Source organism: Frankia umida, from assembly GCF_023242945.1.
GTDB lineage: Bacteria > Actinomycetota > Actinomycetes > Frankiales > Frankiaceae > Frankia > Frankia umida.
In genome coordinates, this window is sequence record NZ_JALKFT010000044.1 from 1 (window position 1) to 17976 (window position 17976).

Annotated in this window: 8 protein-coding genes and 1 pseudogene; all 9 read left to right on the forward strand. The window is 73.2% G+C overall.

Features of this window, described 5'->3' with window-relative positions:
- The coding region (locus tag MXD59_RS23905; protein WP_248826840.1) for a hypothetical protein at positions 1-1819 on the forward strand (1819 nt) is incomplete at its 5' end.
- Between the two features lie 91 nt (positions 1820-1910).
- Entirely contained in the window at positions 1911-3581 is a 1671-nt protein-coding gene (locus MXD59_RS23910) for an Hsp70 family protein (RefSeq protein ID WP_248826841.1), read from the forward strand.
- 372 nt (positions 3582-3953) lie between these two features.
- Entirely contained in the window at positions 3954-8072 is a 4119-nt protein-coding gene (locus MXD59_RS23915; protein ID WP_248826842.1) for a zinc ribbon domain-containing protein, read from the forward strand.
- 731 nt (positions 8073-8803) lie between these two features.
- On the forward strand, positions 8804-10474 hold the full coding sequence (locus tag MXD59_RS23920) for a glycoside hydrolase family 26 protein (protein WP_308301776.1): 1671 nt from the start codon (positions 8804-8806) through the stop codon (positions 10472-10474).
- 366 nt (positions 10475-10840) lie between these two features.
- Positions 10841-12121 (forward strand): HpcH/HpaI aldolase/citrate lyase family protein, encoded by a 1281-nt coding sequence (locus MXD59_RS23925; protein ID WP_248826844.1) that lies wholly within the window; start codon positions 10841-10843, stop codon positions 12119-12121.
- A pseudogene (locus tag MXD59_RS27865) lies at positions 12121-13443 on the forward strand (phosphoribosyltransferase family protein); the annotation flags it as partial. The gene MXD59_RS23925 and the pseudogene MXD59_RS27865, both read left to right, overlap by 1 nt.
- A 216-nt stretch (positions 13444-13659) precedes the next feature.
- Entirely contained in the window at positions 13660-14796 is a 1137-nt protein-coding gene (locus MXD59_RS27870) for a cysteine protease StiP family protein (RefSeq protein ID WP_248815065.1), read from the forward strand.
- A 44-nt stretch (positions 14797-14840) separates the two neighbouring features.
- Entirely contained in the window at positions 14841-15800 is a 960-nt protein-coding gene (locus MXD59_RS23940; RefSeq protein ID WP_372512187.1) for a sucrose-6-phosphate hydrolase, read from the forward strand.
- Positions 15775-17868 (forward strand): acetate--CoA ligase, encoded by a 2094-nt coding sequence (acs, locus tag MXD59_RS23945; protein WP_372512186.1) that lies wholly within the window; start codon positions 15775-15777, stop codon positions 17866-17868. Before MXD59_RS23940 ends, acs begins: the two co-directional genes overlap by 26 nt.
- Positions 17869-17976: the final 108 nt, after the last annotated feature.

Sequence of the window (17976 nt, forward strand, 5' to 3'; positions counted from 1 at the left end):
GGCCGCCCCCCGCGGGGGGCGGCGGGGGCGGGCCCCCCCCGCCCCCCCGACGGACCCGTCGGGGGGCGGGCGCTACCCGGAGGTCTCGCCGCCGACCGGACCGTCGGGTTATCCGAGCGCGGCCGAGCATCCGGACCGGGGGCGCTCCGTGGACCCGCTTGGCCACGCCGGCCCGACCCCGCCCGGGGCGCACCGACCCTGGGGCCCGTCCGGGCAGCCGGCCAGCCTCAGCAGCTTCTTCGGTCGCCTGGCCGACCGACGTCCCGGCAAGGACGAGGAGCCCGAGGTGGAGCGGGCCGACGACGACGGCGCGCCCGTCCGGCCCACGCCGGTCGATGACTCCGCCGCCGCGGGCCCGCCGGACTGGGACGCACCCTCGGTGCCGGTGGGTATCCGCGGTTTCCCCGCGGGGCCGACCGGAACCGCCGGGCCGGTGGACGGCGCGGGGTCGGGGGGGTACCGCCGGTACTCCGACGATGGCGGCGCCTTCGGTGGTCGTGCCCCGTACGACGACCACGACGGCGAGCCGACCGAGACCGGTGGGTACGTCGGCGAGTACCCCGGTTCCGAGCGCTATCTCGACCACACGCATCCCCCGAAGCCGTCCGGATACCCGGAGCCCACCGGATACCCGGAGTCGCCTGCCTACCCCGAGCCGGACGGCTACCCCGAGGTGGCTGGCCACCCCGGGTCGGACGCCTACCCCGGGTCGGACAGCTATCCCGAGCCGGATGGCTACCCCAGGTCGGACGGCTACCCCAGGTCGGACGGCTACCCCAGGTCGGACGGCTACCAGAGCCGCGCCGACCACGCGGATGCGTCCAGCTACCGGGGTCCATCCGGCGAGCGGGACCACGGCGCCGACCCGACATACGGCTCTGACCCGACATACGGCTCTGACCCGACATACGGCTCCGGCCCGACATACGACGCCGGCCCGACATACGACACCGGCCAGGACCACGACGCCTCCCCGGCATACGCCGCTGAGCCGGACCGCGGTGGCGGTGTGGAGTTCGATCACCGCGGCCGTCCCGATCGTGACCGGGGTGCCCGCGTGGACGACCAGCGGGCCGTCGGGGAGGGGCCGGGTGGGGCCGAGGTGGGCGCCCCCAGCGGGATAGAAGAGCCGCCCGGATCGGGCTACGCCGGGCGTGGGATGGGTGAGGGTTCCTCGGCCGGCGACCGGGACGGGCTGGTCGTCGTCGAGACGCTCGACGCGGCGGCGTCGCGGCCGGACCCGGTCGAGGACGCGCCGGGGACCACCGCGCCGACCGCTGACCACGGCGACGGTGACGGTGACGGCGAACCGGATGTACCGACCGCGATCCTGCCGACGGTCGATCTGCTGGCGGGTTCGGTGGGCGCGGTCCAGGCCGTGGCGCTGGAGCGGCTGGCCGGTCGGGTCGACGAACTGGCCCGGCTGCGCCGCCACGACGCCGAACTGGTCGACCGGCTGCACTCGGAGAACAGCCGGCTGCGCTCCGGTGAGCTGACCGAGGCGATGGCGCCGCTGCTGCGTGGGCTGATCAGGCTGCACGATCAGATGGGTAGCCTGGGAGCGGACGATCCACAGAGCGTCGCGGGCATCCTGCGCAAGCAGTTGCTGCAGGTGCTCGACTTCGCGGTGGACGTGCGTCCCTACACCGCCGTTCCCGGCGGAACCTTCGATCCGGCCCGGCATCTGGGCGTGCGCCGCGTGCCCACGGACGATCCCGGGCGTGACGGCACGATCGCGCGCACCGTGCGCCCTGGCTTCGTCCGCGGCGAGACGACCGTCGTGCGACCCGCGGAGACCGAGGTCTACCGCGCGCGCTGACGGCTCGCCCGCTCGCCTGCCCGGGCTGACAGAGCCCCGCCCCTGCGCGGGCGTGAGATGTTGACCTTGTGTGAAAGGGAGAGTCCAAACGGTGGCGGGTACCAAGGTGTTCGGGATTGACCTGGGCACGACCTACTCCTGCATCGCCCAGGTCGACGAGTACGGTCGGCCGGACGTGATCCGCAACATCGAGTCGCAGCCGACCACACCGTCGGTCGTGCTCTTCGACGAGGGCACCGAGGGCGAGACGTCCTTCGTGGTCGGGACCCAGGCGAAACGCCAGGCCCGGATCCGCCCGGACGACGTCGCCCGGCTGGTCAAACGGCACATGGGCACGTCCGACTGGCGGTTCGTCGCCCACGACGTCGAGTACAGCGCCGCGGCCGTGTCGAGCCTGGTGCTCAAGGCGCTGGTGGCCGACGCGGAGCGGGCGGCCGGTGTGCCGGTGACCGACGTCGTCATCACGGTGCCGGCGTACTTCGGCGACGAGGAGCGCAAGGCGACCAAGCTCGCCGGTGAACTCGCCGGGCTCAACGTCGTCGACATCATCAACGAGCCGACCGCGGCCGCGTTCGCCTACGGCTTCGGCCAGGAGGGCGCCCAGGAGTCGACCGTGCTGGTCTACGACCTCGGTGGCGGCACGTTCGACACGACCGTCATCCGGCTCAGCGAGGGCGCGATCACGGTGGTGGCCACCGACGGCGACCACGAGCTCGGCGGGGCGGACTGGGACAACGAGCTCGTCCGCTACCTGGCGCAGAAGTTCACCGAGGCGGAGCCGACGGCGGGTGACCCGCTCGACGACGTCTACGACGAGCAGGAGCTGCTGTCGGCGGCCGAGGACGCCAAGCTCGCCCTCTCCGGACGCGACAGCGTGGACGTCCTCGTCGTGCACAAGGGGCACCGGGTCAGTGTGCCGGTGACCCGGGCGACCTTCGAGGAGATCACCGGGCCGTTGCTGCGTCGCACCCTGGAACTGACCGGGTCGGTGCTGGCCCGGGCGCGGGAGAAGGGTGTCGAGCAGATCGACCTGTGTCTGCTGGTCGGGGGGATGAGCAAGACCCCGATGGTCGGACGCGGCCTGCAGGAGTCCTTCGGGCTCACCTCCCGGCTGGTCGACCCGGACCTGGCCGTGGCCAAGGGCGCCGCGGTCTACGGGCAGAAGAAGGCGCTGGAGCTGGCCGTCCACTCGGACCTGGTGGCCAGTGGCGCGCTGCGCCCGGATCAGGACCTGACCGCGGCCCAGGACGCCGACGTCGAGCGGGCGGCCGCGGCCAGCGCCGACGAGGCGGGGTTGGCGACCGCGTCCGTCGTGGATCTCGTCCGCACCAAGGTGACGAACGTCACATCAAGAGGATTCGGGATCTTCGCCGAGGACCGTGGAGTTCCCGTCGCGGCGTTCCTGGCGCATCAGAACGACCCGCTGCCGATCTCGGTGGTCCGCACGTTCTACACGGTCACCGACGACCAGGCCGAGGTCGATATCCGGGTCTTCGAGCAGGGCACCACCACGGAATCCAAGGAGATCGAGGACAACAAGGTGATCGTGGCCGGCGCGATCACCGGAATTCCCCCCGGTCACCAGCGTGGGACACCCGTGGAGGTCACCTTCGCGATGGCGGGGGACCAGACCATCCGGGTTACCGCATCGCACGAGGGTGCCGCCACTCCACTGGTGCTGCAGGTCGAGGCGGGGGTCGGCTCGGACCAGATGCGGGCCACGGAATCGGCCAAGGTAAGTCTGCTCAAGCGCCGGGACTGAACCGGGCAGGCCGACTACCTGCACTTCTTAACAGTATTAACGAACTAACAAAACGCTAACAGTTACGAATTTGTAGTAATCCACTTTCACCCGCGCTTACGGGCGTCGCTGGAGAAGTCAGTAAGGTTCTGGCCCGGGCACCAGGTTGGGTTCGGGAACGAGTGCGACGGCCATGCCGATGCCACTCGATCCCGAACCTGACCGCGATGTCCGCGACGTCCAGGCACCTGGCCCGGCGTCGCTCACTACTCTCGGATGTGGGCCTGCGGGTGTGGAACGGTTGAGCTGCCGTTCCGCGTACCGCGTTCGGCGCCCGGGGGGCCGGGCGGGTCACCGACCGGTCCGACGGGCAGGTGGGACGAAGGTGGATCGTTGAGCGCGGCGTTCGATGGCAGCGGGTACCGCCAGCGCGTGCTGGCGCCGTTGCGGGCGAGCTCCTCGGTGGAGACCGCTGATCCCTTCCTGATCGCCGGCCTCGACCCCACGGTCAGCCACAGCGACTTCGAGGTCGGCACGCAACTGGTCCGGGTACTCGCCTTTCTGCAGCGCGAGCGCAACTCGGCCAAGTACGCGACGCTGGCCACGGAACTCGTGCGACGGCGGGCCGAGTGGGAGGAGCCGCTGCGCGAGGCCTACTCGCGTGAACAGGTACGGGCCCGGGTGCTGGCGACCCGGCGCAGCGGTGACGTCGAGCGGCTGGCGAAGGTGGACGGCTACCTGGCCACCGTGCGGGAGCGCTTCGGTGGCATCCCGGCCTCCCGGGTCGAGGGCCTGCGCCGGCTCGCCGCGGCAGCCGGTGTGCCCGCCGCGGAGTTCGACGCCCGGCTCGGGCGCGAACAGCTCATCGTCGACGGGGCCGGCGGCGGCATCGAGCCGCTGCCACGCGAGGTGCGCAGCCAGATCGCCCAGCGCCTCGGCGAACTGCGCAGCCTGCGCGGCGGCGACCGGGTCTCCAGCGCCTCCCTGTGGGCGTTCCTCGGCCTGACCCCGGACGCCTCACCCGAACGGCTGCGCGCCGCGCACGCCGCGGCCACGGCCGCCAACAACCGCCGCCCGCACGACCGGGAGAAGACGGTCGCCGCCGACCTGCTCGCCCTGGCCTGGGCCCGGCTGATCGAGGGCGACCCCGCCGCCTACACCGTGGGCCTGCTGGCCGACGCCGCCGACGAACTGCGCCCCGCTGTCGAGGAGCACGTCGTGCTCGACGGCGAGCTCACCGCCGTCGCCTTCGAGGGACTGGTCCGGGCGGCGCTGGCCACCGGCCGCGGCCTGACCGCGGCCCAGGCCAAGTCGGTCGTCCTCGGGGTCACCCGGGAGCTCGGCGCCGCGGTGAACGTCGGCGGGGTCGTCGACTACGTCGTCTGCCCCGGCTGCGGTCGTCCCGAGGCCGCCGGCACGGCCCAGCACTGCCGCTACTGCGACACCGACCTCTACACCACCTGTCCGTCGTGCGGCACCTTCACCGAGGCCGCCGCCGTGGTCTGCCGGCACTGCGGGCACAGCCTGCGCCAGGCCAAGGAGGCATCCGAGGCGCTGGCCGCGGTACGCCGGGCCCTCGAGGGCGGCCAACCGCGAACCGCCGGTGAGCTGCTCGCCGCCGCGCGTCCGGTGCTGGTCGCCGTCGGCGGCCCGGTCGCCGGCGCCGCGGAGGAACTCGGCGCCCGGCTGTCCGCCGCCCTCGGCGCCGCCGACGCCGGCTGGCGTGCCCTGGTCGAGGCCCGCGCCGCCAGCCGCGCCGACGCGGCCCTCGCCGACGCCCGCTGGCTTGCCGCCCAGGCCGCCGACGTGCCCGGTCCCGACGGCCGCACCCCCGGCGAGGTCCTCGGCGAACTCGTCGCCGCCGCCGCCGTCATCGGCCGCCGGGTCGAGGCCGCCCGTGGCCTGCCCCCGCAGGACCAGGAGGCGGCCCTGGTCGCCGTGCTCGCCAGCGCCGCCGACAACCGGGAGGCCCTGGCGGCCCTGGCCGCGCTGCCCCTGCCACCACCGAGCGACCTCACCGCCACCCCCGGCCCGGACGGCTCGGTGCAGCTGCGCTGGCGGCCGTCGCCGTCGGTGTGCACACCGGTGTCCTACCGGGTCGAGCGGCTGCTGCTCGTCGACGGCGGTGGCGCGGCGCTGGCCCGGCGCGGCCTCGGTGCCACCCGCGCCAGCGAACTGTCGGACGCGGGCGCGCCGGCCTGGACACCGGTGCGCTACGAGGTGACCGCCGTGTGCGGCGAACGCCGCTCCGAGCCGGTCGTCACCGCCCCCGTCGTGTGCACCCGGGACGTCCGCGAACTGCGCGCCGAACGCACCGCCACCGGCGTCCGGCTGCAATGGCGTCTGGACGGTGGAACTCCGCCCGTCACGATCGAACGGACCGTGCGCACCGCCTCCCTCGCCAGCCGCCCGCCCGCCACGGCGGGTACACAGGCCGGTTCCCCGGAGTCGGTGAACCCGCCGGCGCCGGCCCCCGCCGGAGCCGGTGTGGGCGCTGACCACGAGGCGCCGCGGCAGGCCAGGATCGCCGGGAACGGCTTCCACGACCTGGACGTGGTCGCCGGGGTCACCTACCGCTACCGCGTGTTCGTGGAGTACCCCGACGCCTCCGGCGCGCCCGCGCACACCGAGGGCATCCAGGCGGAGATCGAGGTGACCGCCCGTCCGCGGCCCGTGCAGGACCTGCGCGCCGTCACCGCCGGCGGGCGCACCACCCTGCGCTGGACGCCACCGTCTGGCCTGGAGGTTCGGATCTACGCGGCGTCCGTCCCCCCCGGCCCGGGCGGCCCGGGGGGCCTGACCGTCCCCGGATCGGGTCCGCTGCCCCTGGGCGGACTCGGCGCCGAGGGCGACGAGGTGCCGCTCGGGGCGATCACCGGCCCGGTGCGTCTGGTAGCCGCGAGCCGTGGCGGGCAGGCTGTCGAGTCGGCGCCGGTCGGCGAGGTCGTCTACACCCCGGTGACGGTGCACGGCGACGTCGTGGTCGTCGGCCGGGCGCTGCGCCACGTCGTCATCGAACCGGTGCGCGACCTGCGGGCCAACGACCGCGGGGACGCGATCGTGCTGTCGTTCCAGATGCCACCCGGGGTGACCGAGGCCAGGGTGCTGTGGCGGCGCGACCGTGCGCCGAGCGGTCCCGACGATCCGCTCGCCGCCAGCGCCCGGGTCACCAACACCAGCCTGGAGATCAAGGGCGGCTGGCATCTGGCCGCCCCCGCCGACGGCTGGGCCTACCACGTGGCCGCCTACCCGATGTACCGGGCCGGCGGGATCGTCCGGGTCGCCGGCACCGGCGTCTGCGTCCTGGCCCGAGCCGCCACCCGTGTCGACCCGCCGCCGATGGCGGCGCCCGCCGGGTCGGCTCCTGCGACCACCGGTGGGCATCCGCTCGACCCCGACCCGGTCACCGCGCCGCATCCCCTGGGTGGCGTCCACTCGATGAGCGGGCCGGCCGCCGCGGGCCGGCTGCAACCGGTGGGCGGGGTTCGACCCGTCGGTCACACCGCCCTGCCGACCGCGCCGACCCATCGACCGCGGACCATGTCGGGACCGCGTCCCGGTCACGCGGCGCCGGCCACGGCGGGTGGCGGCGGCGCCGGGTCCGGTAGTACCGGGTCCGGGGGGCCGCTGCCACGGCGTCGGCCCAGCCCGTTCGCACCCCTGGACGCGGTCACCGGGCCACTGCCCGTGCGGGACGAGCCCGCCGCGCCGGCCGGCCCGATCGCCCCCCTCGCCTCGCCCGCCCCTGCGGCCTCGCCGGCCCCGCTCGGTTCGCCCGCGAACCTGGCCGGTCCGGCCAGCGGACCGACGCCCGTCATCCCAGCCGGTCCGGCCAGCACCGGGCCGAGCGCGGCCGCCCCCTTCGTACCCGCCGGTTCACCGGTGGCCGCGCCCGCCGCCGAGGCGGGGGCCGGCGCGGAGGCCGCGACGACCGGCACGGGCCCGACGACCGGCATGGGACCGACGACCGGCATGGGACCGACGACCGGCATGGGACCGTCCGAGGAGCTCGCCATCGCGGCGGGCGGGCCGACGGTGCCCGCCACCGGGCCGCTTCCCGCCGTCCCGGCCGGTGACGGGGGTCAGCCGGAGGTCGCGCAGGAGATCGGACTTGCCCGGGCGTTCGGCGCCGGGGCCGCGTTCACCGCGGCGGCGCGACCGGGGACCGGGGGAGCGGGGGAGGGCGCGCCGGCCGGGACGGCACTGCCCATGGTCACCTATTCGGTGAGCCGGTCGGGCTGGCGGCGCCGGACGATGCGCGTGCAGGTCCACACCTCCGGACCGGTCGGTGAGCTGATCCTGTACGCCCGGCCGGGCACCGCCCCGCCGCGGGCCGCCGCCGAGGCCCACGAGCTGTCCCGGCTCGCCGCGGTGGACCAGTCCGTCACCCGGACCATCGACGTCACCCTGGACGGCGCCCAACTGCCGTGGGGTGTGCGGCTGCTGCCGGCGCTGCACCCGAGCGGCTGGACGGTGGCACATCCCGCCGACGAGGACCTGATCGTCCGCTGAGTCCGCTGGGCCTGTTGGGTTCCGCGCGGTTCGACGGCCCGGTCAGGCGGACGTTGGGGCCAGGACGAAGGGCCCGTGTTCGGATGGAGATCACACCGGGGACACACGGCCGGGCGTACGGAGTGCATATATCGGCCTTGTGTTGTCTTGGTGTAGTTCATATGTGGAGATGTCGTGCCAGATCGGCAATGATGGTGCTACCACGGAAAGTATTCGCCCAAGCGACGTTCCTCGACGCCTGCGGTGCGTTTACGATTGGTCCCATCACGTGCAGTTCCAGTACCGATCTGGTGGGTATCTGACATCGGATCGGGGCACCTGTCGGTTCGTCCTGATCGCGTGGCAAGGGTCGGCCGGCATCACGAACGGGCTGCTCCGTGCAGCCCGCCTGGCAGCACAACGCTGTGCCGTCGAACCCGTAGGGAACGCTGAGCGGTCGCATGTCGCGGCCAGCGCGGAGGGGACGTTCCAGCGGCGGTCGTGATGCGGCCCGGTTCGGTGGTCGATCGGTGCCGTTTCCGACAGGTGTGTCGACTCTCGCCCTCACCGAAAGGCAGCGCGCGAGCATGGCCTCGACCCCTCGTCGCCGACCTACCCCTCTGGTCGGCCGCCCGGTCTCTCCCTTGTCCCGTGGTGGGCCGGGCCGTTCCCGTGCCGCCCACCGTCGATCCCGACCGTCCCGTCGACCCATCCTTGCCGGCACCCGTCTCGGCCTCGCCACGGTCTTCATCGTGGGGTTGCTCCAGGCGACGATCTCCCCCGCGACCGCGGCCCCCCCGGTTCCGACCGCGGCCTCGACCCCGGGTATCGACACCGCCGCCTCGGCGAGCGCCTCGGCCACGCCGGTCCCCGGTGTTCCGCTCACGACGATGACCCCGAGCACCACCAGCCGGATCGCGCTGGTGCTCTTCGATGAGGACATCGTGCTCGTCGGTGGTCGTGGTTTCGCGCCCGACGGCGACGTCTCCGTCGCCGCCCTGACGACCAGGCTCGGCGGCAGCGCGTTGATCCGCTCCGACGCCGACGGCCGGTTCATCCTCGGCTTCCGCGTCCCGCCCGACTTCAAGGGCGCGGTCAACGTCAAGGCGACCCAGGGCGGCACCGCCGCCGACGGCTCCCTGGACGTCGTCGGTCCCGAGGCCGCCGCCGCGGAGTTCAAGGCCGCGCCACCGCTGCCGAACCTTCCCGTCGGCTCCAGCGGCACCTCCTCCGGTACGACCGGGTCCGCCACCGCGGCCCCGACGGCGACGGCCACCCCAGCCACCTCCGACGCGAGCACGGCGGACGTCCCGCGCCCGACCGCCGCGACTCCCTCGGTCACGCTGAAGCCGACACCCTCGGCCCGCCCGACGACCGGCCCGACCACTCCGACGACCGGGCCCCCGACCGTCTCGCCCGCGACTCCGGCGGCGACCACGGCCGCGACCGCCCCGGCGGCAGTCGCCACCACGGCGGCCGCGGGCGGCACCTCGTCCGGTGCGGCCGCGGGCAGCGGCGCGGGAGACACCCGCGGCGCCCAGTCCGGTCTGCCCTGGATGTCCGGCTACCAGTCGCACCAGTTGGCCTCGCTCACCCAGTTCGGCAACTGGCGGGGCCGGGCCAACGACCTGGTGCACGTCTACACCACCCGCACCGCCGGGTGGAGCGGCCTGGTCGACCCGACCTCGCTGATGGACCAGTTCAAGTCCTTCCCGGGCAAACTGCTCATCAGCGAGCCGACCTACCCCCAGGGGCAGGGCAGCAACGGCGAGTGCGCCAAGGGCGCCTATGACGAGCAGTGGAAGAAGCTCGGGACCTCCCTGGTCGCCCACAACCGAGCCGACTCGATCGTCCGGATCGGCTGGGAGTTCAACGGGACCTTCATGTACTGGCACAGCGACTCGGACGCGGCAGCGTTCAAGACCTGCTTCCAGAAGATCTCCAGCGCGATCCGCTCCACCGACCCGCAGGTCAAGATCGACTGGACGTTCAACGCGCACGCCTCGCCGGTGCCCAGCGGTAACAGCCCGTGGAGCGCCTACCCCGGCGACGAGTACGTCGACTACGTCGGGATCGACTCCTACGACCACTTCCCGCCGTCCAAGGACGACGCGACCTGGAACAAGCAGTGCGAGGACGTCAACGGCCTGTGCTACGTGATCCGGTTCGCCCAGCAGCACGGGAAGAAGGTCGGCGTCGGCGAGTGGGGCGTGGCGTCCTGCTCCGGTGACGGCGGCGGGGACAACCCGTTCTACATCAAGAAGATGTACGACACGTTCAGGTCGGCCGGGACGACGATGGGCTACGACGCCTACTTCGCCGACGCGGCCCCGGGCAACGTCTGCTCGACAATCATGAACGGGGGTCAGAACCCCAAGTCCGCCGCCGAGTACAAGACGCTGTTCGGTGGCGGCTCGGGCTGATCCCGGCAGCTGATCCCGGCCGCCGGTCCCGCGCCCCGCGCGGGCGAAGCGCGGCCGGTCACCCAGGGGCCACGCCTCCCGATGTGGGCGGCGTGGCCCCTGCTTTCCTTCTCGGCGCCAGGCCCCGGGTGGATGTGATGATGACCGTCAAGTGACAGAAGAGTGTCATCTGGTTGAGGGTCGTCATGGTCTGTCGCTGGGCCTACCCGGACGGGTAGCGTCAGCCCAAACGCGACGTTTCACGATCTTGTCGGTTTCGGGGCGGGGTCCGGGGATGGGACACCGGGCGCCGCGCGGGCGACAGTCAGGACGAAGGTCAGGACGAAGATCGGGCGACGTCGCCGCGGGAGACGAGGAGATCGCCGCGTGCGCCACTTCGCCTTCCTCGACCCCCCGGTGGTCGAGGCTTTGTTCTACCGGCCGCCGGAGGAGATCCCCGCCGACGGCGACCGCCGGCTGCTCGCCACGGCGCTCGGCGCCACCCTCTACGCGCCCGGCACCCGGTTCCAGCTGGCCCACGACGTGCGGCGCCAGACCGCCGCCGGGGTGACGTCCATGGTGCTGTGCCTGGAGGACGCGATCGCCGACACCGAGGTCGCCGCCGCCGAGACGAACGTCGTCGCGGCGCTGCGCGACCTCGCCGACGATCCGCCGCGCTCCGGCGCCGGCATGCCACTGCTGTTCGTTCGGGTCCGCGCCGTGAGCCAGATCCCCGACCTGATCGGGCGGCTCGGGGCGGCCGGGGCGGCCTGCCTGGCCGGGTTCGTCCTGCCGAAGTTCTCCGAGGAGGGCGGCGAGGTGGCGCTTGAGGCGGTGCTGCGAGCCGCCGACACGATCGGCCGGCCGTTGTGGGCGATGCCGGTGCTGGAAAGCCCACCGGTGATCAACCGGGAGACCCGGGTCGAGGCGCTTGGCGCCGTGCGCCGGCTGGTGGACAAACACGCCGACCACGTGCTGGCGATCCGCCTGGGCGCCACCGACCTGTGCGGACTGTTCGGCCTGCGCCGCGACCGCGACCTCACGATCTACGACATCGCCGTGGTCCGCGACTGCATCGCCGACATCGTGAACATCTGCGCCCGCGGCGGTGACCACATCGTGACCGGTCCGGTGTGGGAGTACTTCGCCGCCGCCGAGCGGCTGTTCGTCAGCTCCCTGCGGGTCACCCCGTTCGAACAGGTCGAGGGCGTCGACGGCGAGCAGGCCGTGCGGATGCGCAGCGCTCTGGTCTCCTCCGACCTGGACCGGCTCATCCGCGAGGTCGTCCTCGACCGGGCCAACGGCCTGTGCGGCAAGACGGTCATCCATCCCAGCCACATCCCCGCCGTGCACGCCCTGCACGTGGTCAGCCAGGAGGAGTACGCCGACGCCGAGACCATCCTCACCGGCAACGCCCAGACCGGGAACGCCGGTGGGGTGCGCCGCTCCGCCTACGCCAACAAGATGAACGAACTCGGCCCGCACCGGGCCTGGGCCGAGGCCGTCCTGCGCCGGGCCCGTGCGTTCGGGGTGCTGCGGGAGGGCGACACCTTCGTCGAGGTCCTCGCCGCGACCGCCGCGAGCGTCGCCTCCGTCGGCTCTGTTGGCTCTGACCGCCCCGAGCCCGCCGCCGTCCACGTCCCCGCCGAGACCGCTGGAGCGCTCTGATGACCACCACCGTGGGTCCGGCGACGGACGCGGGCTGGCTGTGGTCGGAACTCGGCCTGGTCGCCGAGGTGACCGCCGACATCGACGGCGGCGGTCTGGACGCCCTCGTCGGCCTCGCCCTTCGGCGCAACCCCCGCCGGGCGCACCTGCTGGTCAGCCGCGTGCTCGGCAAACACCTGCCGGTCGACCCGGCCACGGCCCTGGCCGCCGGGGCCCGCCTCGCCGCCCAGGTCCGACGCCTGCCCGGTCTGACCGCCCCCGGTCTCACCGCCCTCGACCCGGTTGCTTCCAGCCAGGGCGCTGCCGGCCAGGGCGCTGCCGGCCAGGGCGCTGCCGGCCAGGGCGCCGTCGAGGACGGGCCGTTGGTCATCGGCTACTGCGAGACGGCGACGGCGCTCGGTCATGCGGTCGCCGACGGCCTGCCGGGCAGCCACTACCTGCACACCACCCGCCGGGACACCCCGGGTGTGCCGCCGGTGCTGGAGTTCACCGAGTCGCACTCCCACGCCTCGTTCCACTGGCTGGTCCCACGGGACCCGGCGATCCTGCACGACACCCGTCCGATCGTGCTCGTGGACGACGAACTGTCCACCGGACGGACCGCGCTCGGCACGATCCGCGGCCTGCACGCCCACGCGCCCCGCGGCCACTACGTGGTGGCGGCGCTGGTCGACGCCCGTCCGGCGCTCGCGCAGGTGGCGTTCACGGAGCTCGCCGCCGAACTCGCGGTCCGCATCGACGTCGTCTCCCTGATCGCCGCCACCGTCGCCGTGCCACCGGACATCGCCGAGCGGGCGGCCCGTATCCGCGCCCGCTTCGCCCCACTCCCGCCCGACCCCGACGCCGCCCCCGACTCCGACTCCAGCCCCGGCTCCGGCCGCGAGTCCGAGTCCGGGCTCGCTCTCGGTTCCTCCTCACCGGTGCGCTGGCTGAGCGCGTCGTGGCCGGCGGATCTGCCCGATGGCGGGCGGTTCGGCTGGTCGTCGCGTGACGGGCGCCGGCTCGACGCGCTGCTCGACCCCCTCGCCGCGACCGTGCGGGCCGCCCTGACCGTGCCGTCCGGGCGCACGCTGGTGCTCGGCACGGAGGAGTTCATGTACGTGCCGATGCGCATCGCGCGGGCGCTCGCGCGTGGCGGTGCGGGGGACGTCCGCTACCAGTCGACGACGCGCTCCCCGGTGCATCCCCTGGACGCCGACGGCTGCGCCATCCGCAGCGCGCTCACCTTCCCCGCACCGGACGACCCGCGCCGGGTCAGCCACGTCTACAACGTGCGTCCCGGCCGCTATGACGACATCGTCGTGATCGTCGACGCGGGTGTGGACGCCAGCGCCCCGATCCCGGTCGCCGACCCGTCCGGCCTCGTCGCCCAGCTCCGCGAGCATGCCCCCGTCACCGTGCTCACCATCGCCGCCCAGTCTCCGGCCCCCCGCCCGGCCGCACCGTCGCCGCTCCCCGCCGCCGCCCGTCCCACCGGTCCCGACACCGCCGCGACCAGCGCCGATGGTGGCCTCCCTCTGAGGGGACAGAACGCTTCCATGACCACGCCAGTGCGCACGATCGGGTCGGGGTCCTACGACCCGGCGGACGTCACGTTCCTGCTCACCGACCTCAGCGACGTCGACCTCGAACGGCCCACCGAGGATCGGGAGGAGGCGATGCAGGCCGGCCGGCACTACTCCGAGGACCTCCCGGTCGAGTACCAGCCCGACGACAGCTACCTGCGGCTCTACCACCAGGCACTGGAACGGTCGGCCCGGCGGGTGGCCCTGGCCACCGGGGTGGTCGCCGAACTGGTGCGGGTGACCAAGCCGGAGCCGGTGCTGGTGTCGATCGCCCGGGCCGGCACCCCGGTCGGCATCCTGATGCGTCGCTGGTACGGCTTCCGCCACGGTCTGGACGTCCCCCACCACGCCATTTCGGTGATCAAGGATCGGGGGGTGGACATGAACGCCGTGCGTCACCTCACCGACCGCTTCGACCGCGCCGCGCTGCAGTTCGTCGACGGCTGGACCGGCAAGGGCGTGATGACCCGGGTGCTCACCGAGGCGCTGGCAGGTCTCGGCCTGGACGACACCCTCGCCGTGCTCGCCGACCCGGCTCGCTGCGTGTCCCTCTATGGCACCCGCGACGACTTCCTCATCCCCAGCGCCTGCCTGAACTCGACCGTCAGCGGCCTGGTCAGCCGCACCGTCCTGAACGCCGAGCACATCGGCCCGGACGACTTCCACGGCGCCAAGTTCTACCGTGACCTCGCCCCGCATGACCTGTCCCGCCACTTCATCGAGACGGTCGCCGCGCAGTTCGACGCGGTCGCGGACGAGGTCGATGCCACCTGGCCGGCCCTGTGGGCCGCCGACCGCACGCCGACCTGGGAGGGCTGGGCGGCGGTGGAACGGATCGCCGCCGACTACGACATCCCCGACGTGGTCATGGTCAAGCCCGGTGTCGGCGAGGCCACCCGGGTCCTGCTGCGCCGGGTGCCCTGGCGCATCCTGGTCGCCCCCGACCGCCTCGACGAACTCGCCCATGTGCTCGCCCTCGCCGCCGACCGCGGGGTCCCCGTCGAGGAGCGGGCCGACCTGCCCTTCTCCTGCGTCGGCCTGGTCCGTCCACTCGGTGCCACCCCCACGTTCCACACCCCCGGGGCCCGCTGGCGTCCCCCGACCACGTGAGCACCGTCGGACCGGTCGCCGCCGGGTCGTGCCTGCCCGGCTCCGTGACCGCCGGTTCGGCGACCGCCGGCGCCGGGCCGCTCCACCTGGCCGCCCTTGACCTGGACAAGACGCTGATCTTCTCCGCCCGTTCGCTGCTGCTGCCCATCCCGGTCGCACCGGCGGAGGGCTCATCAGCGGAGGGCTCATCAGCGGCGGTCTCGTCGGCGGAGGACAGCCTGGCCTCGGCGGCGGCGGCGGCGGGCGCGGCGGGTGCCGCGGTGGTGGTGCGGGAGGTGGAGCGGTACAACGGCGCGCCGCAGTCCTACGCCACCGCGCGGGAACTGGAACTGCTCGCCGAACTGGACCGCGTCGCGGTCGTCGTCCCCGTCACCACCCGGACGCTGGCCCAGTACCGCCGGGTCGACCTGGGCATCCGGCCGAGGTACGCGATCGCCGCCAACGGCGGGCACCTGCTGGTCGACGGCGAGCCGGACCCCGCCTGGGCGGCCACCGTCGCCGCGGACCTCACCGACTGCGCCCCGCCTGCCACGATGCTCGCGCTCGCCGAGCGGTTCGCCGCCGGCTGGGCCCGCACGGTGCGCGCCGCCGACGACCTGTTCGTCTACGTGGTCGCCCACGACCGCCTCGACATCCCCGATCTCGCCGCCCTGACCGCCCAGGTCGAGGCGGGCGGCTGGTCGGTGTCCCAGCAGGGCCGCAAGGTCTACCTGGTGCCCACCGCCCTGACCAAGCAACGGGCGGTGGACGAGGTGCGCCGTCGCACCGGCACCCGGGTCCAGCTGGCCGCCGGTGACTCCGTGCTCGACATCCCGATGCTGCTCGCCGCGGACGCCGCCGTCCGACCGGCACACGGCGAACTGCACGAACTCGCCTGGACAGCCCCCCATGTCACGATCACCGCGGACGCCGGCGGACGGGCCGGTGAGCAGCTCCTGAGCGCCCTGCTGGCCCAGGTCCGCGCCGACGGCCGCTGGGATGGCGGGGCGGTGGTGCCGGCCTGACGGTGAACAATCGTGGTATACCGGAGAGCCGTTCCCAGGACACAGCGACGTGGGAGGAACCGTGACCGACGTGGAAGCCACGCCCGAGGCCAGAACCGAGGTCTCACTCGAGCGCACACTCGAGGAACTGTTGGCGGTGGAGCGGTTCGAGCCACCGGCCGGATTCACCCGCCGCCGTCACATCGAGGCCGACCAGGCAGCCGCGGACGCCGACCCCGAGGGGTTCTGGGCCGACGCCGCCCGTGACCTGCTCACCTGGGAGACCCCGTTCACCCAGGTACTCGACGACAGTAATCCGCCCTTCTACACCTGGTTCGCCGACGGGACGCTGAATCTTTCGGTGAACTGCCTCGACCGGCATGTCGCCGCCGGTCGCGGTGAACGCGTCGCGTTCCACTGGCGGGGGGAGGAGGGGGAACGGCGCGACGTCACCTACGCGCGGCTGCTCGCCGACACGCAGGCGTTCGCGAACGGGCTGCGTCAACTGGGCGTCCAGGCCGGGGACGTCGTCGGGATCTTCCTGCCGATGATCCCCGAGGTGGCCGTGGCGATGTTGGCCTGCGCCCGCATCGGGGCGGTGCACAACGTGGTGTTCGGGGGGTTCGCGCCATCCGCCGTCGCGGAGCGGATGGCGGTGTCCGAGGCGAAGGTGCTGGTCACGGTCGATGGGGCGCGGCGCAAGGGGAAACGAGCCGAGGTGAAGGCGGCGGTGGACGCCGAACTCGGCGAACTGCCGGCGCTGGCGCACATCGTGGTCGTGCGCGGGCCGGGAGAACACCCCGGTGTGGTGCCGATGACGGCGGGGCGCGACGTCTGGTACGACGAACTGCTCGCCGCCGCGGAACCGGACTGCCCGGCGGTGGCGCTGCCCGCCGAACATCCGTTGTTCATCTTGTACAGCTCCGGTTCCACGGCGAAACCGAAAGGTATTCTGCACACCACCGCCGGCTATCTGCTGGGCGCGACCTACACCCACCGCATGGTGTTCGACATCGACGCCGACACCGACGTGTACTGGTGCTCCGCCGATGTCGGCTGGATTACCGGCCATTCGTACATCGTGTACGGACCATTGTCGAACGGTGCGACGTCCGTCATGTACGAGGGGGCCCCGGACTATCCGGACCGGGATATCTGGTGGCGGATCATCGAGGAGTACCGGGTCACCGTGTTCTACACGGCGCCGACCGCGATCCGGACCTGCATCAAATGGGGCCCGGAGTTTCCCGGCCGCCACGACCTGTCGTCGCTGCGGGTGCTGGGGACGGTCGGCGAGCCGATCAACCCGAAGGCCTGGCTGTGGTACCACCTGGTGATCGGCGGCGGCCGCTGCCCGATCGTCGACACCTGGTGGCAGACCGAGACCGGCTCGGTGCTCATCTCACCGCTGGCGGGCGTCACGGCGACCAAGCCGGGGTCGGCGACCCGTCCGCTGCCCGGCATCAGCCCGGCGCTGTTCGCCGAGGACGGCAAGCCGCTCACCGAGGGCACCGGCATCCTGGTGATCACCAGACCGTGGCCGTCGATGCTGCGCACCCTCTACAAGGACGACGAGCGGTTCGTCGAGACCTACTTCTCCCGGTTCGGTCCGTCGACGTACGTGGTCGGCGACGCGGCCCGGCTGGACGCCGACGGCTACTTCTGGATCATCGGACGGATCGACGACGTGATCAACGTGTCGGGGCATCGGCTGTCCACCGCCGAGGTCGAGTCGGCGATCGTCGCCCACGAGGCGGTGGCCGAGGCCGCCGTCGTCGCCGAACCCGACGAGCAGACCGGGCAGGCGATCGTCGCGTTCGTGACGCTCGCCGGGGAGCGGATCGGTGACGCCGAGGTCGAGGCGCAGCTGCGCGATCATGTCGCCCGGCGGATCGGCAAACTGGCCCGGCCGCGTCGGATCATCTGGGCCGACGACCTGCCCAAGACCCGCTCCGGCAAGATCATGCGCCGCCTGCTGCGCGATGTCGCCGCCGGCCGCGAACTCGGGGATGTCACGACCCTGCGCGACCCGGCCGTCATGGCCGTCATCGCCGACCGGGTCCGCGGCGCCCGCGACGACGAGGAGTAGCCGCCCCGGCGCGGCCGGCCGGACGGTCAGATGAGCCGTCCGGCCGGGCGAACCGCGCAGGAACGTGACCGATCGGCACGCCACCACGTGAGTTGTTCGGTGAACGTA